At 33.3% G+C, this 24,333-nt stretch carries 25 protein-coding genes; 10 read left to right on the top strand and 15 right to left on the bottom strand.

What is annotated here, in order from left to right; genetic code table 11:
* Nucleotides 1-48: 48 nt before the first annotated feature.
* Nucleotides 49-1,284, bottom strand: coding sequence for an ABC transporter permease (locus LG651_RS11480; protein WP_226696359.1), 1,236 nt, complete (start codon nt 1,282-1,284; stop codon nt 49-51).
* Between the two features lie 10 nt (nt 1,285-1,294).
* Between LG651_RS11480 and LG651_RS11475 the strand changes: the two genes are divergently transcribed.
* The gene (locus tag LG651_RS11475) at nt 1,295-2,539 is read left to right on the top strand and encodes an exo-beta-N-acetylmuramidase NamZ family protein (protein ID WP_226696269.1); all 1,245 of its coding nucleotides are present in this window, start codon (nt 1,295-1,297) and stop codon (nt 2,537-2,539) included.
* Between the two features lie 18 nt (nt 2,540-2,557).
* A complete protein-coding gene (locus LG651_RS11470; RefSeq protein ID WP_226696268.1) occupies nt 2,558-3,637 on the top strand; it encodes a serine hydrolase domain-containing protein in 1,080 nt (359 codons plus the stop codon).
* On the opposite strand, the gene LG651_RS11465 is transcribed toward LG651_RS11470, so the two are convergent.
* The 3 genes from LG651_RS11465 to LG651_RS11455 are packed head-to-tail and all read right to left on the bottom strand — an operon-like array spanning nt 3,634 to nt 5,850.
* Nucleotides 3,634-4,494, bottom strand: a complete 861-nt coding sequence (locus tag LG651_RS11465) for a glycerophosphodiester phosphodiesterase family protein (protein ID WP_226696267.1) — start codon at nt 4,492-4,494, stop codon at nt 3,634-3,636. The genes LG651_RS11470 and LG651_RS11465 overlap by 4 nt on opposite strands.
* A 2-nt stretch (nt 4,495-4,496) precedes the next feature.
* The gene (locus LG651_RS11460; protein WP_226696266.1) at nt 4,497-5,330 is read right to left on the bottom strand and encodes a sterol desaturase family protein; all 834 of its coding nucleotides are present in this window, start codon (nt 5,328-5,330) and stop codon (nt 4,497-4,499) included.
* 28 nt (nt 5,331-5,358) lie between these two features.
* Nucleotides 5,359-5,850, bottom strand: coding sequence for a YkgJ family cysteine cluster protein (locus LG651_RS11455; RefSeq protein ID WP_226696358.1), 492 nt, complete (start codon nt 5,848-5,850; stop codon nt 5,359-5,361).
* Nucleotides 5,851-5,923: 73 nt separating this feature from the next.
* Here LG651_RS11455 and LG651_RS11450 point away from each other — a divergent pair, with 73 nt between their 5' ends.
* The gene (locus LG651_RS11450; protein ID WP_226696265.1) at nt 5,924-6,619 is read left to right on the top strand and encodes a class I SAM-dependent methyltransferase; all 696 of its coding nucleotides are present in this window, start codon (nt 5,924-5,926) and stop codon (nt 6,617-6,619) included.
* 4 nt (nt 6,620-6,623) lie between these two features.
* On the opposite strand, the gene LG651_RS11445 is transcribed toward LG651_RS11450, so the two are convergent.
* The 3 genes from LG651_RS11445 to LG651_RS11435 form a co-directional block, all read right to left on the bottom strand.
* Nucleotides 6,624-7,799: an LETM1-related biofilm-associated protein gene (locus LG651_RS11445; protein WP_226696264.1), complete on the bottom strand. Its 1,176-nt coding sequence runs from the start codon at nt 7,797-7,799 to the stop codon at nt 6,624-6,626.
* A 74-nt stretch (nt 7,800-7,873) separates the two neighbouring features.
* A complete protein-coding gene (locus LG651_RS11440) occupies nt 7,874-9,118 on the bottom strand; it encodes a hypothetical protein (RefSeq protein ID WP_226696263.1) in 1,245 nt (414 codons plus the stop codon).
* 9 nt (nt 9,119-9,127) lie between these two features.
* Nucleotides 9,128-9,841: a glycosyltransferase family 2 protein gene (locus LG651_RS11435; RefSeq protein WP_226696262.1), complete on the bottom strand. Its 714-nt coding sequence runs from the start codon at nt 9,839-9,841 to the stop codon at nt 9,128-9,130.
* Between the two features lie 206 nt (nt 9,842-10,047).
* Between LG651_RS11435 and LG651_RS15765 the strand changes: the two genes are divergently transcribed.
* The 4 genes from LG651_RS15765 (at nt 10,048) to LG651_RS11415 (ending at nt 14,901) form a co-directional block, all read left to right on the top strand.
* On the top strand, nt 10,048-10,698 hold the full coding sequence (locus LG651_RS15765; RefSeq protein ID WP_262905119.1) for a DUF4331 domain-containing protein: 651 nt from the start codon (nt 10,048-10,050) through the stop codon (nt 10,696-10,698).
* A 25-nt stretch (nt 10,699-10,723) separates the two neighbouring features.
* Nucleotides 10,724-11,275: a DUF4331 domain-containing protein gene (locus LG651_RS15760; protein ID WP_262905118.1), complete on the top strand. Its 552-nt coding sequence runs from the start codon at nt 10,724-10,726 to the stop codon at nt 11,273-11,275.
* Between the two features lie 86 nt (nt 11,276-11,361).
* The gene (locus LG651_RS11420) at nt 11,362-12,654 is read left to right on the top strand and encodes a tetratricopeptide repeat protein (protein WP_226696261.1); all 1,293 of its coding nucleotides are present in this window, start codon (nt 11,362-11,364) and stop codon (nt 12,652-12,654) included.
* Nucleotides 12,655-12,666: 12 nt separating this feature from the next.
* Nucleotides 12,667-14,901, top strand: coding sequence for a TonB-dependent receptor (locus tag LG651_RS11415; protein ID WP_226696260.1), 2,235 nt, complete (start codon nt 12,667-12,669; stop codon nt 14,899-14,901).
* A gap of 111 nt (nt 14,902-15,012) precedes the next feature.
* On the opposite strand, the gene LG651_RS11410 is transcribed toward LG651_RS11415, so the two are convergent.
* Entirely contained in the window at nt 15,013-15,525 is a 513-nt protein-coding gene (locus LG651_RS11410) for a VOC family protein (RefSeq protein WP_226696259.1), read from the bottom strand.
* A gap of 115 nt (nt 15,526-15,640) precedes the next feature.
* On the opposite strand from LG651_RS11410, the gene LG651_RS11405 reads away from it, so the two are divergent.
* Nucleotides 15,641-15,952, top strand: a complete 312-nt coding sequence (locus LG651_RS11405) for a winged helix-turn-helix transcriptional regulator (RefSeq protein WP_226696258.1) — start codon at nt 15,641-15,643, stop codon at nt 15,950-15,952.
* A gap of 3 nt (nt 15,953-15,955) precedes the next feature.
* Here the strand turns inward: LG651_RS11405 and LG651_RS11400 are convergent, their stop codons facing one another.
* From LG651_RS11400 to LG651_RS11370, 7 genes are all read right to left on the bottom strand, one after another.
* Nucleotides 15,956-16,984 (bottom strand): serine hydrolase domain-containing protein, encoded by a 1,029-nt coding sequence (locus LG651_RS11400; RefSeq protein ID WP_226696257.1) that lies wholly within the window; start codon nt 16,982-16,984, stop codon nt 15,956-15,958.
* Nucleotides 16,985-17,167: 183 nt separating this feature from the next.
* Nucleotides 17,168-17,545, bottom strand: a complete 378-nt coding sequence (locus LG651_RS11395) for a VOC family protein (protein ID WP_226696256.1) — start codon at nt 17,543-17,545, stop codon at nt 17,168-17,170.
* Between the two features lie 85 nt (nt 17,546-17,630).
* Complete coding sequence (locus LG651_RS11390; RefSeq protein ID WP_226696255.1) at nt 17,631-18,434, bottom strand: anti-sigma factor; 804 nt, start codon at nt 18,432-18,434, stop codon at nt 17,631-17,633.
* Nucleotide 18,435: 1 nt separating this feature from the next.
* Nucleotides 18,436-18,966: an RNA polymerase sigma factor gene (locus LG651_RS11385; RefSeq protein WP_226696254.1), complete on the bottom strand. Its 531-nt coding sequence runs from the start codon at nt 18,964-18,966 to the stop codon at nt 18,436-18,438.
* A gap of 62 nt (nt 18,967-19,028) precedes the next feature.
* Entirely contained in the window at nt 19,029-20,186 is a 1,158-nt protein-coding gene (gene argE, locus LG651_RS11380; RefSeq protein WP_226696253.1) for an acetylornithine deacetylase, read from the bottom strand.
* Between the two features lie 10 nt (nt 20,187-20,196).
* Complete coding sequence (locus LG651_RS11375) at nt 20,197-20,823, bottom strand: YceI family protein (RefSeq protein WP_226696252.1); 627 nt, start codon at nt 20,821-20,823, stop codon at nt 20,197-20,199.
* 91 nt (nt 20,824-20,914) lie between these two features.
* Nucleotides 20,915-21,502 carry a superoxide dismutase family protein gene (locus LG651_RS11370; protein WP_226696251.1) on the bottom strand — a complete coding sequence of 196 codons (588 nt, stop codon included), beginning with the start codon at nt 21,500-21,502 and terminating at the stop codon, nt 20,915-20,917.
* A 150-nt stretch (nt 21,503-21,652) separates the two neighbouring features.
* On the opposite strand from LG651_RS11370, the gene LG651_RS11365 reads away from it, so the two are divergent.
* Together LG651_RS11365 and LG651_RS11360 are read left to right on the top strand one after the other, a co-directional pair.
* The gene (locus LG651_RS11365; protein WP_394371669.1) at nt 21,653-22,765 is read left to right on the top strand and encodes a vWA domain-containing protein; all 1,113 of its coding nucleotides are present in this window, start codon (nt 21,653-21,655) and stop codon (nt 22,763-22,765) included.
* 81 nt (nt 22,766-22,846) lie between these two features.
* Entirely contained in the window at nt 22,847-24,313 is a 1,467-nt protein-coding gene (locus tag LG651_RS11360) for a MoxR family ATPase (protein ID WP_226696249.1), read from the top strand.
* Nucleotides 24,314-24,333 lie beyond the last annotated feature (20 nt).

Here is a 24,333-nt window from a genome sequence, read left to right as displayed (position 1 = left end):
GGTAGCGACTACCGAAAGCCCGACCCTTTAGGGTAATGCCCAAATTATTTATGTAAACCGTATGGCTTTTACTGGAGATATTTTTGTAATTAAATAAGATGGCACTAAAAGCATAATTAAACATAATATTAAGGTGCCAACATTTAATGCCAGTATGTAACCTACACTTATAAAAACTGGAGCTTCGGAAACGTAATAAACACTTGGGTCTAGAGGAAAAATTTTAAAGTATTTTTGAGATAATAATACCGCCAAACCGATTAAATTACCCCAAAATAAACCGAGTAAAATTAAATAGGATGCGTTGTATAGAAACAGCTTACGTATGCTCCAGTTGTTACTACCTAAGGCTTTTAAAACGCCTATCATTTGTGTGCGTTCTAGAATTAAAACGAGTAGTGCGGTTATCATGTTTATACCGGCAACTAAAATCATGATTCCTATTATGCCATAAATGTTTTTATCGAAAATGCTTATCCACTCGAAAATGGATGCGAATTTGTTTGTTACAGTTTCTGTATTTAAGGTTGATGGTGTGTTTTGGTAAACTTCTATGCCTTTTCTATCGATTTTTGAAAAATCGTTTATAAAGACTTCGAAGTTGCCAATTTGGTCGGTTTCCCATTTATTTAGTCTTTGTATATGACGTAAATTCCCGATTAAAAATTGCTTGTCTAAATCTTGAAACCCCGAATTGTAAACGCCTACAACTTTACATTTTACATAGTTTGGTAACTTTTCTGGGTCGTTTTTTGCAAACACCATTTGAAACTCGCTTCCTACTTTAAAACCTAGTCTATTGGCTAAATACTCCGAGATTAAAACTTCCTCACTCCATTTTTTTTGCAAGTTTGGTAATACGCCATCTATTAAAAATTCTTTAAAATATTGCCAATTGTAGTCTTCTCCTACGCCTTTATAAACTACACCTTCAAAATCTGTTTCGGTTCTAATTACGCCAAATTTAGTGGCAACACCCTGCACATGGGCTATACCGTCTACAGATTTAAACTCTGGATAAAATTCTTGATTTTTTGAAATTGGAAATACACTTTCTTGCGAGTTATTACTATCGTAATTACTTATAGTTATATGCCCGTTAAAGGCCACGACTTTATCTCTAATTTTTTGTTGAAGGCCAATACCTGTAGCTATGGCAATCATCATAACCACAATACCTATAGCTATTGCAGCTATACCAATTTTTATTATTGGCGCCGAAATACTACTTTTATACGCTTTACTACCAATTAAGCGTTTTGCTATAAAAAACTCGTAATTCAAAATATATATGATGCCTTTTAAAGTTTTCAAAAATACTGTTTTATTCTCTATTGTTCTCGGGTTTGTGATGTTAATTTCCTGCGGATCTAAAGTAAAACAGGATAGCGTTTCGGCCGATGTAACACCTTTAAAACAAGTTGTAACTGACACCAATATTGTTATTGGAGCCAACCAAACCGAGCTGTATTTACCATTATTGCAAAATAAACGCGTTGGTATTGTAGCCAACCAAACTTCTGTAATTTTTAAAAATGGAACTAAATATATTCATTTGGTAGATTCTCTAGTTTCGTTAAAATTAAATGTAAAAAAGGTTTTTGCGCCAGAACATGGTTTTCGTGGAAAAGCTGATGCTGGCGAGGTTGTAAAAGATGGTGTTGATACTAAAACCGGATTACCTATTGTATCACTTTATGGCAGCAACAAAAAGCCAAAACAAGAACAATTAAACGATTTAGATGTTGTTATTTTTGATATACAAGATGTTGGCGCCCGTTTTTACACTTATATTTCTACACTGCACTATGTTATGGAAGCTTGCGCCGAAGCTAATATTCCTGTTATAATTTTTGATAGACCTAACCCAAATGGGCATTATATTGATGGCCCTGTTTTAGAAACAAAACACCAAAGTTTTGTTGGTATGCATCCTATTCCGGTTGTTCATGGCATGACTATTGGCGAATATGCACAAATGATTAATGGTGAAAAATGGTTAAAAAACAATATTGAATGTGAGTTAACCATTATTAACATGAAGCATTACAATCATAAAAAAACATATAGCTTACCTATAAAACCAAGCCCTAATTTACCAAACGATAAAGCTATTAACCTTTATCCTAGCTTATGTTTTTTTGAAGGTACTAATGTTAGCGCCGGACGTGGCACAGAAACGCAATTTCAAATATTTGGAAGCCCATTTTTAAATACTGAAGTCTTTACGTTTCAATTTACACCTCAGCCAAATGAAGGTGCAAAATATCCTAAACATAAAAATGAAGTATGCTACGGAAGCGATTTAACCTCAACAAAAAACTTAACGGCATTAAACTTAAACTGGTTAATTGAGGCTTACAATAACACCACAGATAAAACTAAATTTTTTAATAACTTTTTTGTAAAACTAGCAGGAACAGAAACTTTAAAACAACAAATTGAAGCTGGTTTAAGCGAAGCCGAAATTAAAAACTCGTGGCAAGCTAATTTAAAAACCTTTAAAAAAATTAGAGAAAATTATTTGTTATACGACTAAGCTCTTAAAATAAGTTTAATGAAAAAAATAGCTATACTAGCCCTGCTTTATACATTGGTTTGGGGCAGTTCGTGTAAAAGTTCGGTTGCCACCATAAAAGCAAACCCCGAAACACCAAAAGATTTTGCTACCAACTTTTTAATTAATGAGCGTATTCCTGGAATGGCCATTACCGTAGCAAAACATGGTGACATAATTTGGTCGGAAGGTTTTGGTTATGCCAATATTGCTAAAAAAATTAAGGTAAAACCAGACGAAACTCAATTTAGAATTGCTAGTATTTCAAAACCTATTTCGGCTGTTTGTATGGCCACATTAATTGATGCTAAACTTATAGATTTAGATTCTAGCATTTACGCCTATTTACCTACTTACCCAAAAAAGAAATACGATTTTACTATAAGACAAGTTGGTGGGCATACGGCAGGAATTAGGCATTATAAAAATGATGAGTTTTTGTTAAACGAACCATTAACTATTACTCAAGGCATAGATATTTTTAAAAACGACACCTTACTTTTTAAGCCACAAAGCAACTACAAATACAGTACATATGGCTGGAACTTGCTTAGCGAAGTTACGCAAACGGTAGCAAAAACACCTTTTGATACTTATACGAAAAACGTAATTTTTAGTCCGCTAAAAATGCTAAACACAAGCTTAGACTATTGTAATACTGATATACCGAACAGAACGCTATTTTACAGAAAAAATGAAAATGGTAAAATTGAATTTGGGAGCCCTGTTTGCAATGAATTTAAAGCTGCTGGAGGTGGTTTTATTTCAACATCTGAAGATTTAATTAAATTTGGAAACGAAATAATTCATCCAACATTAATTTCTGAAACTGTTTTAAATGAATTGTTAACACCTCAAATTTTAGATTCTGGAAAAAACACACATTACGGCGTAGGTTTTTCGGTAGGTTTATCTAAAAACAAAACCCCCAGATTTGGACATTCTGGTGGTGGTGTAGGCGCATCAACCTTACTTTTAATTTACCCAGAAGAAGAGGTTGTTATTTCTATTGTTACTAATTTGTCTAACGTTCCTGTTTACGATTTAGGAAATCAATTAGAAGCACTTTTTATTAATTAGTTTAACATATTTAATAGTAAGTTCGGGTAATCTGTAATTATACCATCTACTTTGTAATTAATCATGGTTTCCATGCTTTCAAAACTATTAACCGTCCACGGAATTACTTTGTAGCTTTCACGTTTAAAGGCTTCAACATTATTAGTATTTAAAAGCTTGTAATACGGACTAATAATTTCGGGTTTGTAACTTAAACTATTAAGTTTTGTTGTAATGTTTTCATCTTCATCAATTAAAATGGCAACCCGCATTTTTGGCGATTGCTTTTTAATTTCTTCTAAAACTCGTAAATCGAAACTTTGCAAGTTAGTTTCCGCGAAAGCGTTATTAGCTTCAATCACTTTTAAAACTGAGGCGACAAATTCTTTTGGTTTTGGCGTAAAAACTTCATCAAAATTTGGTTTTGCTTTTATTTCAATATTAAATTTAATTTCAGGATTTAATTGTTTTGCCATTTTAAAAACCTCATCTAACGATGGTTTATAGGCTTTCAATTTTTCTTGCTCTGGAAATCGTGGATGCGTTTTTAGTCCGCAATCAAATTGTTTAATACTATCAAAAGTCATTTGATATAAGTTATACTTCATATCATCTTCCTCCGGAATTGGGTTTCCTTCAATATCTAAACAAATAACTCGGCTTAAAAATGGTTCGTGAGACACAACAACAACGCCATCGTGACTTACTGCTACATCAAGTTCTAAAGTATTTACGCCTAATTCTATGGCTTTTTTAAATGCCGGTAAGGTGTTTTCTGGCATTAATCCGCGGCAACCGCGATGGCCTTGAATGTCGATATTTTTAGAATTACAACTCACTACAACTATTGCTAAAATTAAACCACTTAAATACTTCAAAACTAATCTGGTTTTAAGGTTTGCTGCTCGTACTTTTTAAAAGGTTGTGCTAATAAGGTTTTAATATTGCTATTGGCAACTTCATCTGGAAAAACATCTACGCCGTAAACAATTTTATCGCGATCAAGCTTCATAAAAGTTCCAAAAAGCCTATCCCAAACCGAAAAAATATTTCCGTAGTTAGAGTCTGTAAAAGGTAGCCTGTAATGGTGATGTACTTTGTGCATATCGGGTGAAACAATAACGTAGCTTAGCCAATCATCTACTTTTCTTGGTAATTTTATATTAGCATGATTAAATTGAGTTGCCACAACAGATAACGATTGATATAAAAACACAATAGCAATAGGTGTTCCAATAATAAAAACACCGGCCAATGTAAACAAATAACGTATTAAACTTTCTAAAGGGTGGTGCCTGTTTGCTGTAGTTGTATCTACGTTATGGTCGGTATGGTGTACTAAATGTACTTTCCATAACAACTTGGTTTTATGCTCAATTAAATGCGGTAAATATGCTCCAATAAAGTCTATTAAAAATATACCTAAAAGGGCGTATAGCCACAAGGGCATTTCGGGCAACCAGTTAAGAATACCAAAGTTGTTTTGCGTAACCCAGTCGGCCGATTTTAAAAGTAAAAACGCCAATGGTAAGTTTACAACTACTGTTGTTAAGGTAAAAAATATGTTAGGAATAGCGTGTTTCCATTTTTTATATGGCTTACCAAATAACGGCATTATGCCTTCTAAAACCCAGAAAAAAGTTAGGCCTCCAATTAAAATAATAGCTCTGTGGTGAGAAGGTATAGTCTCGAAATAGTTTAATAATGCTTCCAAAATAATTTAGTTTAGTTTTTAAATATAACTATTTTATTCTTTGCTTCATTGCTTCAACTATGTTAAAAGCTGCCGGACAAATAGCTACATTTTTTAAAGTTAAGTTAGCTATTTGTTGAAATTTTTTCCGGTCGGTATGTGGAAACTCTCGGCATGCTTTTGGTCTTACATCATAAATAAGGCAATAATTATCGGCATCTAAAAACGTACATGGCACACTCTGTAATACATAATCGTTTTCTTCGTCAATTCTTAAATATTGATCTATAAATTGTTGCTGTTTCATTTTAAAATGTTTAGCAATACGCTCAATATCTTTATCTGTAAAGAGTGGACCAGTTGTTTTGCAACAATTGGCACATTGTAGGCAATCGGTACGCTCAAATTCCTCTTCGTGTAGCATTTGCATCACATAATCTAAATTCTTGGGTGGCTTTTTTTTAAGCTTAGCAAAGAACTTTTTGTTTTCGTTATGCTTATCTTTGGCGAGCTTTGGAAGGTCTTCTATTTTAGGTTGAATACTCAAAATTTAAAATTTTAGCAAAACTACTAAAAGCAAACTAACTTTGTATTTTAATACTTGAATTTTGAATTTGAAAGACCTTTTCGGAAAAGCTTTACTTGATTACCAAAACGGAAATTATACCGAAGATATTATGACTTCTACCAGTATTTCTGATGAAGATGAATTGCCTTTGCCGTATTTATTTAGAAACTATTCTGAAATGCCTAAACTCGAACAACAAGCCTTAAAATTAAGTAAAGGCAAGGTGCTAGATGTTGGTTGTGGTGCCGGAAGCCATAGTTTGTATTTGCAACAAAAAGGTATGGATGTGAAAGCTATCGATGTATCGGAAGGTGCTATTGAAGTTTCAAAAATACGCGGTGTAAAAAATGCTGAAATTTTAAATATTTTAAACGAAACCGAAACTTTTGATACCGTTTTATTATTAATGAATGGTACCGGAATTTTTCAAGAGCTTACTCAAGTTTCGAAATACTTAACGCATTTAAAAAGTTTATTGAAACCTAACGGACAAATTTTAATCGATTCATCCGATATTAAATACATGTATTTAGATGACGATGGTGGCTATTGGCAAGACATGAATGCTAGTTACTACGGCGAACTCGATTATTATTTAAGTTACAAAGGCGAAAAAGAAGTGCCTATGAAATGGTTGTATCTCGATTTTGACACCTTAAAGTTAGCCAGCGAAACTGTTGACCTAAATTGTGAACTAGTTCTTGAAGGCGAGCATTACGATTATTTAGCACGTTTAAGTTAAAACGTTAATCTTCTTCAATTCGATTTTCATCAAAAGCCGAGGGTAAAAGCTTTGGTATAAACTTAATTACTAGTGGCAATAAAATGGCGCCACCAGGAAGCATAAAAATGGCTAAACTTGGTATACTTTTAAAAATATCGAATAACTGCTCTTGTACTTTTTTTTGTTCTTCTTTAGTTAAATCGCGTACCGTAGATTGCGTAAGTAAAACCATTAATTCTTTGCTGTCTACTAACTCCTTGTACAATCGTTTTTTATTTCTAGAAATAAGTTTAGTTACCATTTTGCTAGAATTATCGTAAAAACTTTTAACCAAATTTTTCGAGCTTAATAAGGCAATGTTGTCTTTGTTTTCTATATAGTAAGAGTTAATGGTTTTTATAGACTCTTTTAAAATAGCTTTATCGAGATTTAAATCTTTTCTAAGTGTAATTAAAAACTTTTGTTCTTGTATATCGATAACCTTGTCAGTCCAGGTTGCCATACAAGCTAAATCGATCATGTATTGCTTTTCAAGCGGGGTTTTAATGTAAGTTATAGCCTGTTTGTAGTTGTTGTTTTCATTATTAAAGTACCTTAAAGATGATTCGAAAAGGCGAATTAAACTCTCGTCATATTGACTTTTTTCAGCCTTAGAATTTAAAACATTTAATGAAATAGAAGCTATAGAGGCTTCGGTTTTAGTTAAATAATCTGTTGAAATTGTGTTATTTTCTAAGTATCGTTTATAGGCTAAAACATCAATAAAAAGTAAGGCGTTAACTATAAAATATTTAAAGTTTTTAGTTAAAATATTTGTATCTATTTGAATGCGCTTATGAAATATTTTTTCAAGTTGTTCTTCAGATTTTTTTTCGCTCAATAATATTTTAAAAAATGAAGTTTTAGTTTCGTTAATACTGTTATAAAAATTAATAACGCTTTCGGTAAAATGGATGCTCGTTCCCGATTTTTTATGCATATAAAGCAAAGCCAAGCATAGGTTTATTTTACAGATTTCATCTTCGGTAAAATCGTTTTTTTCAAAAACCTTTTCAATAACGTGTAAGTTACTACCGTATATAAAACCACAAGCTCTTAGTTTTTTATAAAGTAAATCTTCTTCTAATAAAAAAACAGGATGATTGCTGTCGCAATTTTTAAGTAGTTTTTTTATCCAACCAGAAGCCGATGGGTTCATAATATGGTAATTGGGTTACAAGTTATAAAAGTAGTGTTTTTATAAATTAAAGGCCGAAATTATTTTAATATGATTTAACTTTTACTTGAAAAAAGTGGTGTTGTTCTAAATTGTAAAATACAATAAAAAATCCATAAAAAAAGAAATGGAAGAATAGGGTAGAGCATTCTTGGGTATGCACATAACAACGAGCTACCAAAAAGATAGATTAATGAAAAAGTTGAAAACAAAATAATACCCACTGGAAGTTTTTTAAAGCTCAAAAAACTAAAAAAAACACTCAAACATAAAAACACAAAAATAAAACTATTAGGAACGGCATAAAAAATAAATCCGATACTTTGGTTCGTGTAACTGTTTGGAATATCTAAAAATAGTCGGCTAATATTTGAAATGTAATTTTTGAAGAACTTTTTTGGATTTTCTTTTATTTGAGTAAGGGCTTTTTCTTTTAACGAGGCATCTTTTTCAACTGGTTTTAACGTTTTAATGGTGTTTAAAAACTCGTTATGATTTTTGTATTGAGGTTTAGTTTTAAAATATTTATCACTGGCGAGCACCCATTCGCCTTGTTCGTTTTCAAAAGGTGTGCTTAACCAATAAATACACTGGCCACCAGCATTAGAGTAATACGGGAATTTGCTTGTTAAACTATAGGTGTAAAATAAATAAGGAAGTGACAAAACATTAGCAAATACAAAAATTATTAATACTCTTTTAGCCTGTAATCTTAGTTTTTTAAAAGCGAACATAAATAGTGAAATAGCAATTATTCCAAAGGTTACATAGGCAAATATTACTTTAGTTAATAGTAGTAAAACTAAAAATACCGATGCTAAAATTATGTGTTTTCGTTTACCTTTTTTTAGAGCCGTTGTGAAATAGAATAAAAAACCACAGGCTAAAAAAAATGCAAAGCCTTCGGTTAAAATATACTTTAAGGAAAATAGCAAATTTGGATAATATAACCCTAGAATGTAACTACATAATAGTGCTTGTATTTTATTAAAAAAAGCTAAACAAGTTTTATGAAAAAATAATATTCCAAAAAATAAAAAAATAATATTTAAACCTTTTAAAAATATTATGGAGGCATTTAAAAACACAAATGGTGCTAATATTAATGGGTATCCTGGTCCATTCCATAAAAATAAAGCGCCATCAATTGCATAGGTGCCGTTTAATAAATTTTTAGCATAACGTAGGTAGCGCGCTTGGTCTCCTCCTAATCCATTATCAATTACAAGAAGAGCAATGAGAATGTAAAGAATAAGTAATGGAAGAAATAGAATTATAGATTTAAAATTGGCTATTTTCATCTTTAAAAATTAAAAACGATATTTAAAAATACACCATATAGCCCTAAAGCCATCTTTCCAACCTATTTTTTTTCCTTCATAATAGGTTCTGCCATAATAACTTATTCCAACTTCGTAAATGCGAATATGTTTTATTTTCGAAATTTTTGCCGTTACTTCGGGCTCGAATCCAAATCGTTTTTCGTTTAAATTTAAAGACTTAATTATATCGCTTCTGAACATTTTGTAACAGGTTTCCATATCGGTTAAGTTTAAATTGGTAAACATATTCGATAAAAATGTGAGGAATTTATTACCTATGGTGTGCCAGAAAAATAAAATTCTATGTGGTTTGCTTCCCATAAACCTAGAGCCATAAACCACATCGGCAAAGCCATCGGTAATAGGTTTTAGCAAATCGTTGTATTCTTCTGGGTTGTATTCTAAATCGGCGTCTTGTATTACCAAAACATCTCCAGTTGCCATTTGTATTCCGGTATGTATGGCGGCTCCTTTACCTTGGTTAGTTTCATGCTCAAAATAACTAATAGGTAAATCTGGGTTGGAGTTCATGTAAGTGTTAATGGTGTTTTTTGTTTTATCCGTAGAACAATCATTAACTATTAAAATTTCCTTTTCAATATTATTAATCAGTTTTACCGCTTGTATTTTGTTTAATATGTTATGAATAGTTTCTGCTTCATTATAAGCAGGTATAATAACTGAAAGTTTCTTTATCGTCATTGAAGATTTACTAGAGCATTAAGGTAGTTATCCTATGGTTTATAGCAGGCTAATTTAGTAAATAAAAAATACTTGTTACCGTAGAGGTGCATTCTGTTAAAAGGTATAATTATTTGTTTAACATAATTTTAACAAAACCGCTATTTATAATTTTCCGTAGGTATTGGCGAGACACATTAATTAATAACTTAAATCTCAAAAAAATCATGAAAAATTTAAAAAAAGTATTAGGAATTGGAGCAGTTGCTGCGGTGGTAGGCTTCATTTTAGCAGCAGACCACATCGATGCGCCTGCGGTACAAGGCGGTAGTAGCGATATTACCGATTTTTATGCCTTTCAAGGCGAGAACACAAGTAACATTGCTTTTGTGGCCAATTTGCAAGGTTTGTTAAGTCCAGCAAATACGAGTTCTGCATCTTTTGATGAAAACGTACTAGTTGAGTTTAATATTGATAACACAGGCGATAATGTTGAAGATTTAGTTATTCAAGCCATTCCTAGAGATGGTAAAATGTACTTTTTTGGTCCGGTTGCGCCTTCTCAAACAGGATTAAATAGTGTTATAGAAACTATGGCAACCAATACAGGTTGGGTTGATATTTCTGCTTATGGTAGTAGTGCTTCTATTGAAACTAATAATGGTATGAGTTTTTTCGCTGGACCAAGAGACGATCCTTTCTTTATGGATTTTGCTCAATACGGTGAAATTATAGCAGGTAACGCAACGAGTTTTAATACGCCAGGAGCCGATACTTTTGCGGGTACAAATGTAATGTCCATTGTTGTTGAAGTACCTAAATCTATGATTGGTGGCTCTGGAACAATTAACACTTGGGTAGAAACAAAAAGAAAATAATTACAACCTTTTAAGACAAAACAATATGAAATCTTTAAAAATATTAACCTTAGCAGCATTGTCTCTTTTAGCTTTTAACTGCTCAAACGACGACGATAACGAAATTACAACCATGGAACCAGATTTTTCTGGAACCTACACGCAAGAAGATCAAATGGGACGCCCAGCAGTAAATACTGTTTTTGTGTCTTCAGATAGTAAAGATGCGTTTAATACAACCATTCCTACGGCACAGAACGCAGCGTTTCAAAGTATGTTTCAAACCAATTTAACGGCATTAAGTCCAGCATTTGCTAACGATGGCGATATGAATGCTCTTGGGCAAGATGCAGCAGCCTTTACAGGCCTTTTAGCAACCGATGTTTTAAATGTGTCTTTAGATGGAACAACAACTTTTTACGACGGAACCAATGTGTTAACTGGTAGAGCATTAGCCGATGACGTTATTACTGTTGAATTATTACTCATTTTCGGTGGTGAAGATTTTACCGAAAACCCTGGGCTATCAAACGACAACGTCGATGCAAATGATAAAGCCTTTTTGACCTCATTTCCTTACTTAGCAACGCCTTGGTAAAACCAAAATAACTCTAAAACGAGGCATCATTCTCGTTTTAGAGTATAAACAAAACCTACACAAAAATTAACAAAAAACACAAACACATGAAATCTATTTATAACATATATGTTGCATTTGCAATGCTAATTTTGGCAAGTTGTAACAGTTCCCCCAAGCTTATTACAAATGCCAAAGACTATAATGATTTTCTTGTGAGCAATAAGAGAGAGATGTTGCATATGGCGAAATCAGACCTTGAGTTCTGGGAAAAAAAGCTAGAAAAAGAGCCAAATCAATTTCCGTATTTAGCTAAAATTGCGGCATCTCAAACTCTTATTTTTAATTTAACTGGTAACATTGAAGCTTTAATAAATGCAGAAAAAAATTTATTAAAAGTGAATGAGCGTACCAATTACAACAAAGCAGGATATTTACGCGCATTAGCTCGTAATTATGTGTCGCAGCATAAGTTTAAAGAAGCTTTAAGTTTATTAACCAAAGCCGAAACAAACGGCGAAAATTTAAAAGGTACACAAAAAATGCTTTTCGATGTGCATTTAGAGTTAGGTAATTTCGAAACAGCAAAAACCTACTTAGAACATATTAGAAAAAATAACGATTTCGATTATTTAATTCGATTATCAAAATGGAGCGATCACCGTGGCGATTTAACTGCCGCTATAAAATATATGGAGCAAGCTAAAAAAATTGCCGAAGCTTCAAATTTAGCATCTACAAAACAATGGGTTTATACAAACTTAGCCGATTTTTACGGTCACGCCGGAAGGGTTTCAGAAGCGTATCAACATTATATAAAAGCACTTCAGCTTAATCCAGAGGATGCTTACGCAAAAAAAGGTATTGCTTGGATTGTTTATTCCTACGAACAAAATCCAGAGGAAGCTTTACGTATTTTAAATACCATAACTTTATCTTATAACTCGCCTGATTACTATCTTTTAAAGGCAGAAATAGCTAGTTTTATTGGCGATACCGCGTTTAAAGCCGAACAATTAAGACGATACGATTCAATAATAATAAATCCGTTATACGGCGATATGTATAATAAATATACTGTATTACTTTATGCCGAAAACGATAAAAAATCAGCAAAAGCATTAGAAATTGCTTATAACGAAATTGAAAAGCGTCCAACACCACAGTCTTACGATTTATTGGCTTGGACATTTTATAATCACGGCGATGCCAAAGAAGCCATGCAGATTATGGATAAATATGTTGTTGGTAAAACTACAGAGCCCGAGGTGTTGTTTCATTTAGCAAAAATTTATAACGCAAACGGTAAGTTAAAAGAAGTTAAAAGTTTGAAGGATGAACTACTACAAAGTACTTTTGAGCTTGGTCCAATAATGACTCAAGAAATTAATAGTATTTAATAAAATATTTATATGAAAACGCAACAGTTACTTCTTTTATTTCTGTTTTTACTTATAGTCTTAAAAATTGATGCACAACAAGTTAAAGGGCAAGTAATAAATGAACTTAATCAACCTTTAGAGGCTGTTTACGTATATAATTTAAACACCAAAACACATGCCCATACTTCCGAAACAGGGCAGTTTATTATAGAAAATACAAACCAAGGCGATTCGCTTAAATTAGGATTATTAGGTTACAAAACTAAAATATTATCAGTTACTGAAGATTCTGCAAAATCAGTTTTCACTATTGTTTTACAAGAAAAATTATTTCAATTAGAAGAAATGGTTATTGAAGAACAATTAAGCCCAGTAAGCACTATTTCTAGGTTAGATTTAAGTACCAATCCTGTAAATTCATCGCAAGATGTGTTACGAAAAGTTCCCGGTTTAATTATCGGGCAGCACGCTGGCGGCGGTAAAGCCGAACAGATTTTTTTACGGGGTTTCGATATAGATCACGGTACAGATATTTCTATTTCTGTTGATGGAATGCCGGTAAATATGGTGTCGCATGCTCATGGGCAAGGATACGCCGATTTACATTTTTTAATTCCAGAAACTGTTAATAAAATAGATTTTGGCAAAGGACCTTATTACGCTAAAGAAGGCGATTTTACAACTGCTGGTTATGTCGATTTCGCTACTAAAGATTATTTAAAAGATAGCGAAGTTACATTTTCAATAGGGCAATTTAACACTATAAGAACCCTAGGGATGATTGATTTATTAGAAAAAACGAAGAATCAAAATAGTTATTTAGCAGTCGAGTATTTAGAGGGTGATGGCCCTTTCGATTCGCCGCAAAATTTTAATAGAATAAATCTATTTGGTAAATACGTTATGTTTTCGCCAGAGAATGATAAATTAACATTAACCGCATCTCATTTTACAAGTCGCTGGGATGCATCAGGGCAAATTCCACAGCGCGAAGTAGATAATGGCAATATATCTCGTTTTGGAGCTATTGATGATACTGAAGGAGGCCAAACACAGCGTACAAATTTAAATGTAGAATATTATAAAAATGTCTCTGAAAATACAAGCTTAAAAACAAACGCATTTTATTCGCATTATAATTTCGAGCTTTATTCAAATTTCACCTTCTTTTTAGAAGATCCTGTAAATGGCGATCAAATAAAACAGAAAGAAAATCGCGATATTTTTGGTTTAAATTCTGAGTTAAACTACACCACGAATTTAGGAAACGTAGCACTTAAACTTACATCTGGTCTGTCTTTAAGGCATGATAATACAACAGATACAGAATTATCACATACCCTTAACAGAACTACAACTTTAGAGCAGATTCAACTGGGCGATATTAATCAAACAAACGCAGCAGCATATTTTAATGCCGATTTCGAAATGGGAAAATTTACAATTGCTCCAGCTGTTCGTTTAGACCATTTTAAATTTTTATATACCGATAAATTGTCTGAAACCTATTCGGCCGAAGCAGAAACTAAAGCCATTGTAAGTCCTAAATTGAATGCCTTTTATAATGCCAATAACAATTTAAAACTATACTTAAAAACAGGAATAGGATTTCACTCTAACGATGCTAGAGTAGTGGTTAGTAATTCGGGTGAAGATATTTTACCGCGAGCCTATGGTGCCGATTTAGGAACAATATGGAAACCTTTTTCTAAGCTTGTTGTAAATAGTGCACTTTGGTATTTGTTTCTAGATCAAGAATTTGTTTACGTAGGTGACGCGGGTATTGTAGAGCCTAGCGGAAAAACAGAACGTTATGGTTTCGATTTAGGGGTACGATATCAGTTAAGTAATTGGTTGTTTATAGATACCGACGCAACCTTAACTCACGCAAGAAGTGTTGAAGATCCTGATGGCGAAAATTACATTCCCCTTGCACCAAATTTTACAATGGCGGGTGGTTTAGCGGTTAACAATTTAAATGGTTTTTCTGGAGGCTTAAAATATCGTTTTGTTGACGACAGACCTGCTAACGAAGATAACAGTATTGTGGCTGAAGGCTATTTTGTAACCGATTTTAATGTGAATTATACCATACATAATTTAACGTTTGGTGTGGCTATAGAAAACCTTTTTGATGTAGACTGGAACGAAACGCAATTTGCTACAGAATCTCGTTTACAAAACGAACCTGAAGCAGTAGAGGAAATTCATTTTACACCAGGAACACCGTTTTTTGCTAAAGCAATGGTAACTTATAGATTCTAACTTACAATATTATTGAAACCTAAATTTATGTGTTAGTTTTTAGGTTTTTGTTAGGTGAAGGGCTGGTTAATTATTAACCGGCCCTTTTTTAAGTTATACCAAAAAAGTATTTTATTTAGCGTAGGCACCGCTGGAGTATGTTAACTCGTAACTATGGGTGTAAATTTCGAAAACAATTCCAAATGGATCTTCTACATAACACATTTTAAAAGGTTTATCTTCTGGGTAATATTCGCGAATAGGCATGCGTTGTTTACCTCCAAATGCTTTAATTTTTTCTATTAAAGTTTCAATATCTGGATCTTGAACACAAAAATGAAATAGCCCAGTATTAAATGGGTTAAATTCAGGAGCTTCTTTTACACCATGAGGAAAGGAAAATAATTCAACTCCAATACCGTCTGATGTTGCTAAATGTGCAATTTCAAAAGTTTCCCAATCGTTTCCAAAAACATCAATACACATTTGCCCAATGGCTGTTTCGGTTTCTTTTTTTACCGTTGATGGTTCCATAATAACATACCAACCCATAACTTCTGTGTAAAATTTAGTAGCTGCTTCAATATCTGGAACAGTAATTCCGATGTGAGAAAACGACTTCGGATAATTTTTATTTGTTGTCATAATATTTGTTTTAGACTGCGAAATTAGATTATATTTGCTTATTAGGCAATAACTTACTAAAAAGTGGTATAGTTACCTAAATGAGTATTATGTTGAAATTCAATTTATTAAATAAATGAAAAATGATGTTAAATGTCCGTTAAATTATACTATGAATTTAATTGGGACTAAATGGAAGCCTTTAATCTTGTTTCATTTACTAGAAGAGAATCTGCGTTCTGGCGTATTACAGAAGCATATTTCGGGTATTTCAAATAAAATGTTTACCCAAACTATTAGAGAGTTAGAAAAAGACGGACTCGTATTTAGAAAAGTGTATCCGGTGGTGCCACCAAAAGTAGAGTATGGCCTAACCGAAAGGGGTAAGTCTTTAGAACCTATTTTACGCGGTTTAGATGCTTGGGGTTTAAAGGATTCTAAAATTTAGTTTTTATTTTTTACGCTTTATAATCTTTTTAATTCTTTTATTTATTATTTCAGATAAGTTCCAATTGTATAGCTTGGGGTCTGTTGTATTGTAAAACTGAATAACCACAGCATCTAGATCTTCATAATAATTAGCAAAACTTTGATAACCTGGTACCCAGCCGGCATGTTCATTTTTGTATATAGAAGCATAAATTTCTTGTTCACTTGGTTTAAATAGATCTCCGTTATTTAACGCCCTTATAAAAATACCCACGTCTTCTGCTGTAGCGAGCATGCCATGTTCGTCTTCTTTTAAATCGTAAGGATGCCCAACATGATAGCCACTCATTACATCGTTAATATTTACTTCGCTTAAGGCGCTAAATGTATTTTTAAGGTTTAATGGTTCAAGTATTTCTTGTTTAATAAACTCGAAGTTGCTATAGCCTAACACATTATCCATTATTTTATTAATTAAAAGATAATTAGTGTTACAATACTCGTAATCACTATCGGGTTTAAAATTAGCTGGTTTATCTAAAATTAAAGCAAGACTTTCGGCATAGGTTTGTGTCGGATTTCTCCAGAAATTAGGAGTGTCGGTAAAATTCGGTATGCCACTGCGGTGTTGTATCATTAATCGCAAAGTTATTTGGTCGGCATTTTCAATGCGTCCTACAACCTCGGGTAAATAATCGGCTAAGGTTTTATCTAAAAATAGTTTACCTTGATTTACCAATTTAGTCACCGCTACGGCATCATATAGCTTACTAATACTGGCTATTTTAAATAAAGCGTTTGGTTTAGCAGGAATTTTTAATTCTTTATTATGCCAACCGGAAGTAACCTTTTGAGGTGATTTATCTGCTTGGTCGATATAAACTACTATTCCGTCAAATCCGTGATTAATACCCTGGTCTAATTGTTCTTGAATCGTGTTTGGAAGTGGAAGTATCCATGCTTTTACCAATAACCATGGTACAAAAAACAATGAGGTTACCGTACCAATAAATAAAATTATTCTAAACATTATGGTTTTCTGTTTATTCATTATGGTTTAATGAGTATTAGTAATTGTTTAGCAAATTTCTATTTCTGCTTCAAAAATTAAAACTTTTATCTACTGAAATGTAAAAAGTTACGGATAAATTGTTGTTTTTTTAGGAAGAAGATTTTGTAACTTAAAAAAAATGTCAGGTAATATAATTATGTAAGTTGCGTGCAGTGTCTAATTTTATTTAATGCGCCATGGTGGATTTAGTCGGTTTTCTCCGGCATAAAATAAAATGAGTTGGTTTCCATCAACATCTTTTAATCTTGCTTCTCTCCAAAGCCAATTTTGATCTGTTGGTTCTTGATCGAATTTAATTCCTTTTTGTTTTAGATTTTCAACCTGTTCATCTAAATTCTCACATTCAAAATACACGTAAATACCTGTTCCTTTTGGTAAATGGTCGGTTTTATGAATAGAAAAGGTGGCATTTCCGTTTGGGCATTCAAATCGGGCATAATGTGGTAGCGATTTTACTATTAACTTGAGCCCTAGTTTTTCATAAAAAGCAATGGACTCAGTTAAATCTAACGATGGAACTGTTATTTGGTTTAAATTCATGTTTGCAAATGGGCTAGCACTGCACACTGCAAAGTAATAACTTTTGTGTAAAAACAATGCATTTAAAATGCTGTAAAATAAAAACTTAAGATTTTACAATACCAAGCGTGTATAGTTGTTCCATTGTTGGTGTTTTACTTCCACCAGCAGGTTCTAGAGTTATACCAAAAGCTTGACTTTGGTTGGCATTTTCAATTTCAAAAATTTTGTTTTCATCGCTAGTAAAATTTTCAATGGTGCCTAAACTTGTAGGTGTTAAAGGCGCTAAGGTTAACGACCAAACTTGGTAAACTTTACCTTCGGGTGGCTCTGGTAAACCTTGAGCATCTAAAAATATTCGTTGCTTGGCTTTGTCCCAATATACTTTGGCGTATGTTTGCTCAAAATTACCCTGTCCGGCAAGCGGTATTTGGGAAATGTTATTGTCGCGCAACACGCTAATTAAGTTATTAGCTTCGTTTAAATTAATTTTAGATTTTTCTATTTGAATTTCGAGTAACTCCTGTTGTGTTTCCGCTATTTTTATATCAGATTTTAGAACATCGTTTAGGTTTAAGGTCCATAATAAACCACCAGCAAGAACAATAGAAGCCGCCCAACCGGTATAAGTTACCCAGTTATATCTCGGTTTACTAATGTCTATTATTTTACTTTCTGTACCGCCTTCTAAATTTAATTTAGATTTTATGGTGTTAAAATGCGTGATATTTTGTGTAGGAGCCACAGATTCGGTAAGTTTAATAACTGCCGATTCTATTTCTAATATTTCTTGTAATACTTCTGGATGTTGCTTCATCATTTCGTATACTTCCTGGTTTTCTTTTTCAGAAAGCGCTCCAGCCACATACAGCTCTAAAATCCCAGATTCTATGTAGGTTTTTGCATCCATTTTAGTTTAATACTAAATTTCTTAATTCTTTTATACAGTTTCTATTTCTAGTTTTAATAGTACCAATGGGCATGTCTAGCTGTTCTGAGGCTTCAGCCTGAGTGTATCCTTTAAAATACAACAGCTCGATAACAGATTTACACTTTTCGGCAAGTTTGCCTACAAACTTTTTTATGCCAATAGCATCGGTTTTATTATCTAAACTTTCATTAGTTTCTAAAATATCTACGAAATAATCGGAGTCAAGGTTTTGTTTATTTTTCTTAAAGGCTTTCGACCGGGTTTTATCTATCGCGGCGTTTCTAGCTATATTGAGTAACCAAGTAAAAAAGCGTCCTTTTTTCGACGAGTAAGTGTCGGCTTTGTGCCATGCTTTAATAAAGACATCTTGTAATACCTCGTCGGCAATGGCGTTGTCCCGTACGATATTAAAAATTACACCATGCATACTTTCGCGATACATATTGTAAAGGGTTTCAAACGCTTTTTCGTCTTTTTGTTTAAATTTTTCAACAAGAAGCTCTATTTGCATAGTGTTAGTTTTTTTTTGGAAAGTTAAGCTTAATTTTTTTAAATAAAAAAAACACACTTAAGTTATGCGATAGCTTCTAAATGTAGTACTAAGGCATCTATCATTTCTGTGCCTTTATTTAGTTGGTCTTTCGAAATAAACTCGTTAGCTCTATGTGCTTGTTTTATAGAGCCTGGGCCGCAAATAATGGTTTCGAAACCCGCATTGGCGAAATAGCCAGCTTCCGATGCGTACGATACGGTATTCCAGTTATAATTTCCTGTAATTTTACCAATTAAATCAACGGCTTCGGCCGTTTCGTTGGTGCTAAAGGCTGGAACAATAGGATGATTTTCTTCAACTTCAATTTTAAAACCAGAGAAAATTGAACGCCGAGTTTTTTCTCTTTCTTTACAAAAATGTATTAAATCTTGATGCAGTATGTTTGGGTTGTCTTTTGGCAAACATCTAATATCTAACGAAAGTGTAACTTTATTAGCGATTATGTTCGCAGCAATACCACCGTTAATGGTGCCAACATGTAGTGAAGAGTGTGATGGATTAAAGCGAGCATCGTTACTCGTTTTTACAAGAGTGTTCATTTTTTCTTCTGCCCAAAGTACAATTTTTGCAGCTTCATGAATGGCACTAACTTCTTGTTTTATACGGCTGCTATGGCCTTCGGAACCGTTAACCGTAATATCTAAAATATGGATACTTTTTTGACCAATTATAGGTTGTAGCATAGTTGCCTCACCAATAATAGCAAATTTTGGTGTTTCGGGATAAGTCGCTTTTATATGATTTATTAAAGCTTCGGCTGCTAAACAGCCAATTTCTTCATCATAAGAAAAAGCAAAGTAAATAGGTTTTTTTAAGTTGGCTTTTACCATGTTTGGTAATGTGGCAAGACAACAGGCTAGAAAACCTTTCATGTCGCAACTACCGCGAGCATATAAGTTTCCATCTGATTTTTCAACCAATTCAAATGGGTTTGTATCCCATGGTTGATTTTTAACAGGAACTACATCGGTGTGTCCCGAAAGTATAACGCCACCATCTACAGCTGGTCCAATTCTACAATGCAAAGAAGCTTTGGTGTTATCGTTATTGTAAACCAAAAACGAGGTAATACCAAAGCTTTCTATATATTGTTTAATCCAATTAATAATTTCCAAATTACTATCGCCTCCTAGCACAGGAAACGAAACTAATTTTTCAAGAATTTGTTGGGTTGTCATGTTTTATTAATTAGCTTTTTCTTAGGTAAGTTTCTACTTGAATAGCCACATCTTCCCAAGTTTTGCTAACACCATCGGCGCCTTTATGTAAATCGAAACAAACTTTGTTTAAAGCAGCAAGTGCATCAAGAGCATTCCAATCGGCTAAATTCATGGTGCCTTTTAAAGTTACTCGTCTTTCGTCTCCAATAGCAACTTCTAATGGTAATTCGTGTGTAACACCATTCATAGTTAAATTAGCAATGCAGTTACCATTGGTATAAGCAATAGTTCCTGTTAATAGTGCCGTGTCTACCATCGATCCAAAAAACGAGGTTTTAATTTTAGCATCACGCGTGTTAGTAGCATCGTTTGTAAATAAACTACTTACTGGAATAGAAAATTTTAAACCATTTAAGGCCTCTTCTGGAGTTGCTCCAGATTTTTCTTCAAAATTAACTGTGGTAAATTCTCCACCAACACCAACTTTATCTGTAGTTTTATAAGCTGTCCATTTTACAGAAGTAGCTTCTGGTTTTGCTACAAAAACTTCTGCTGTGGTTGCTTCAGCTTCAGGTGTTTTGGTCTCTTTTTTGTCTTTTTTACAGGCTACAATACTCAATGATAAACAAAGTAGTAGTATGTTTAATTTCTTCATAATTTTTGGTATCAATTTCATTTAACCGAAAGTTAAGTTATAAAAATACCAATACCAACTTAAAGGTGTTATTTAATTCTTAAAACAATATTTATTGAATTATACCAGCGCAACTCACTCTAGCTCCGGCATCACCAGATGGTTGAGATGTTAAATCATCCTTTCCTGCATGTACTATTAGGCCTTTACCTATAATATTTTTAGTCTCGTCGTTGCAGTCAAGACACCATTCTGAAGTAGAAAACTCAATTTCTGCATGACCCAATTCGTCTGCCGTAAAATTACCAATGTCTCCTTTGTGGTAACCCGTTTCTGCACCCCAAGCGCCGTGAGGTTGACTGGTTGGGTTCCAGTGACCACCTGCAGATTTTCCGTCTGCAGAAGAGCAATCTGCCGTTTCATGAATATGTATAGCATGAACTCCAGGCTCTAAACCATTAATAGAGGCAACCATGTTAACAACATCATTATTTTCGGTAAAAACTACTTTTCCGCCTACATTACTTTCACTTTTCGCGTTTAAAGCAATTGTAACAGATTTAGCATTGTTGGTTTTTTCTTCAACGGTTTTACTAACTTCATGGTTAGGCAACTTTTCTTCTTGTTGTTTCGTGTTATTTTTACATGCTGTAAATATTGCAATAGTACTTGCAATAAGTAATAAATTTAAATTTTTCATAGTAAAGTGTTGTTTTGTTGTTCCACTTAATTTAAATGAATATTGATGTAATAACAAATTTAAACCACGCTATAACAAAATTTTAATATTTTAAAACAAGCGTTATATCTAGCAAATTCGTAATTTTATACAGCTATGAAAAAACAAAATATGAAAAGAAAAGGATTTGTATTTAAAAAGTATGAAGCTCCTAATCAATCGCCATTTGAAAAACTTTTCGAGATTTTTAAAGAGTTGATTACCTACACCTCTGGAGATTTTGATGAAGCCATTGATTGGTTAAGAGAACTTGATAAAGAATACAAGCTAACTACCGCAGAGTACACCATTGATGATTTTATTGAAGACCTTAAAAAGAAAGGCTATTTAAGAGAAGAAATAAAACCTGATGGAAAAAATGGTTTAGCCATTACTGCAAAAACCGAACGTGCCATAAGGCAACAGGCTTTAGACCAAATTTTTGGAAAAATAAAACGAAGCGGCCAGGGTAACCACAAAAGTAAAAGTCCAGGAATTGGCGATGAGCACACAGGAGACTTTAGGAACTATCAATTTGGTGATGGTTTAGATCGGGTTTCCATGACCGAAAGTTTAAAAAATGCCCAAATTAATAACGGTATTGGCGATTTTAATTTAACAGAAGACGATTTAGTTGTAGAGGATACTTTGCATAAATCGCAAATGAGCACGGTTTTAATGATAGATATTAGCCACAGCATGATTTTGTATGGTGAAGATAGAATTACTCCTGCCAAAAAAGTAGCCATGGCACTCGCCGAATTAATTACAACACGCTATCCCAAGGATACTCTAGATATATTGGTTTTTGGTAACGATGCTTGGCAAATAGAAATTAAAGATTTACCCTATTTAAACGTTGGGCCATATCACACCAATACTGTGGCAGGTTTGCAATTGGCTTTAGATTTGCTTAGGCGAAAGCGTAATACAAATAAGCAAATTTTTATGATTACCGATGGTAAGCCAAGTTGTTTAAAATTAAAAAATGGAGAGTATTTTAAAGATAGCGTGGGCTTAAACCCAAATATTACCAATAAATGTTATATGATGGCGCAACAAGCCAGGAAATTACATATACCAATAACTACGTTTATGATTGCAAAAGATAGCTATTTAATGCAATTTGTTCGAGAATTCACCTATGCCAACCAAGGAAAAGCTTTTTATACAGGTTTAAAAGGGTTAGGTGAAATGATTTTTGAAGATTACGAAACTAACAGAAAAAAAAGAATAAGAGGGTAATTAGACCTCTATACCTAAAAAAAGAAAATTTATAGTCACATCTGTCGCAGTCGAGATGTTTCTTAAAACTAAAAATACATAATGAAAGTTAACGAAATAACCACATTAGGCGAATTAAAAGCATCAGGATATCAATCAAAATCTATTAAAGATGAGCTTCGCGATAACTTAATCGAAAAAATAAAAAACAAAGAAACCACTTTTACAGGTGTTCATGGTTACGAAAATACAGTAATTCCAGAATTAGAACGTGCTATTTTATCAAGGCATAACATTAACTTATTGGGCTTACGCGGACAAGCAAAAACACGTCTTGCGCGATTAATGTTAAACCTGTTAGATGAATATATTCCGGTTGTTGAAGGCTCTGAAATTAACGACGATCCATTACAGCCATTATCGCGTTTTGCAACCGAAATTATTAAAGAAAAAGGCGATAATACATCAATTACTTGGTTGCACCGAAGTGAACGTTTTGCTGAAAAATTAGCCACACCCGATGTTACGGTTGCAGATATTATTGGTGATGTCGATCCCATAAAAGCTGCAAATTTAAAACTAAGTTATGCCGACGACAGAGTTATTCACTACGGAATGATTCCTCGTGCCAACCGATGCATTTTCGTAATTAATGAGTTGCCCGATTTACAGGCTAGAATTCAAGTAGCTTTGTTTAATATTTTACAAGAAGGCGATATACAAATTAGAGGTTTTAAATTGCGATTACCTCTAGATATGCAGTTTGTATTTACCGCAAATCCCGAAGATTATACCAACAGAGGAAGTATTGTAACACCGTTAAAAGATCGTATTGGGTCGCAAATTTTAACACATTACCCAATAGATATTGAAACGGCAAGAAAAATTACCGAGCAAGAAGCTAAAGTAGTGGAGTCACAAAAATCTACAGTTACCGTTCCCGATTTAGCACGAGATTTATTGGAGCAAATTGTGTTCGAAGCGCGCGAAAGCGAATATATCGATGCAAAAAGTGGGGTTAGTGCGCGCTTAAGTATTACTGCTCTTGAAAATTTACTAAGTACAGCAGAGCGCAGAGCTTTAGTAAATGGAGAAGAAAACACAACACTTCGATTGGCTGATTTTGTTGGAATTATTCCAGCCATTACAGGTAAAGTTGAGTTGGTTTATGAAGGCGAACAGGAAGGCGCCGCAGTAGTGGCATACAATTTAATTGGTGAAGCCGTAAAAAGTTTGTTTGTAGAATATTTTCCTAAAATTGAAAAGCTTCAAAAGGCCAACGAAGAAACCCCATACGACGATATTGTGTCGTGGTTTTTTAATTTAAAAGAAGGCTTTGAGTTGTTAGACGATTTACGCGATAAAGAGTATAACACTTTATTAAGTAATATTTCGCCTTTAAACGATTTACTGGCTAAATATCAACCAAACTTAGCTCAAGAGGATAGCTTTTTTGTAAAAGAATTTGTGCTTTGGGCGCTTGTAGAATTTAAACTTTTAAGCAAACAACGTTTCACAGAGGGGATTCAATTTAAAGATCCTTATGGTAGTTTTATGAAAGGATTGTAATGCATAAAAATAAATTTTTT

Origin of the sequence: Neotamlana sargassicola, from assembly GCF_020523965.1 — a bacterium.
GTDB lineage: Bacteria > Bacteroidota > Bacteroidia > Flavobacteriales > Flavobacteriaceae > Neotamlana > Neotamlana sargassicola.
The sequence above is the reverse complement of the archived record's forward strand: the minus strand, read 5'-3'. Positions and strand labels throughout refer to the sequence as shown.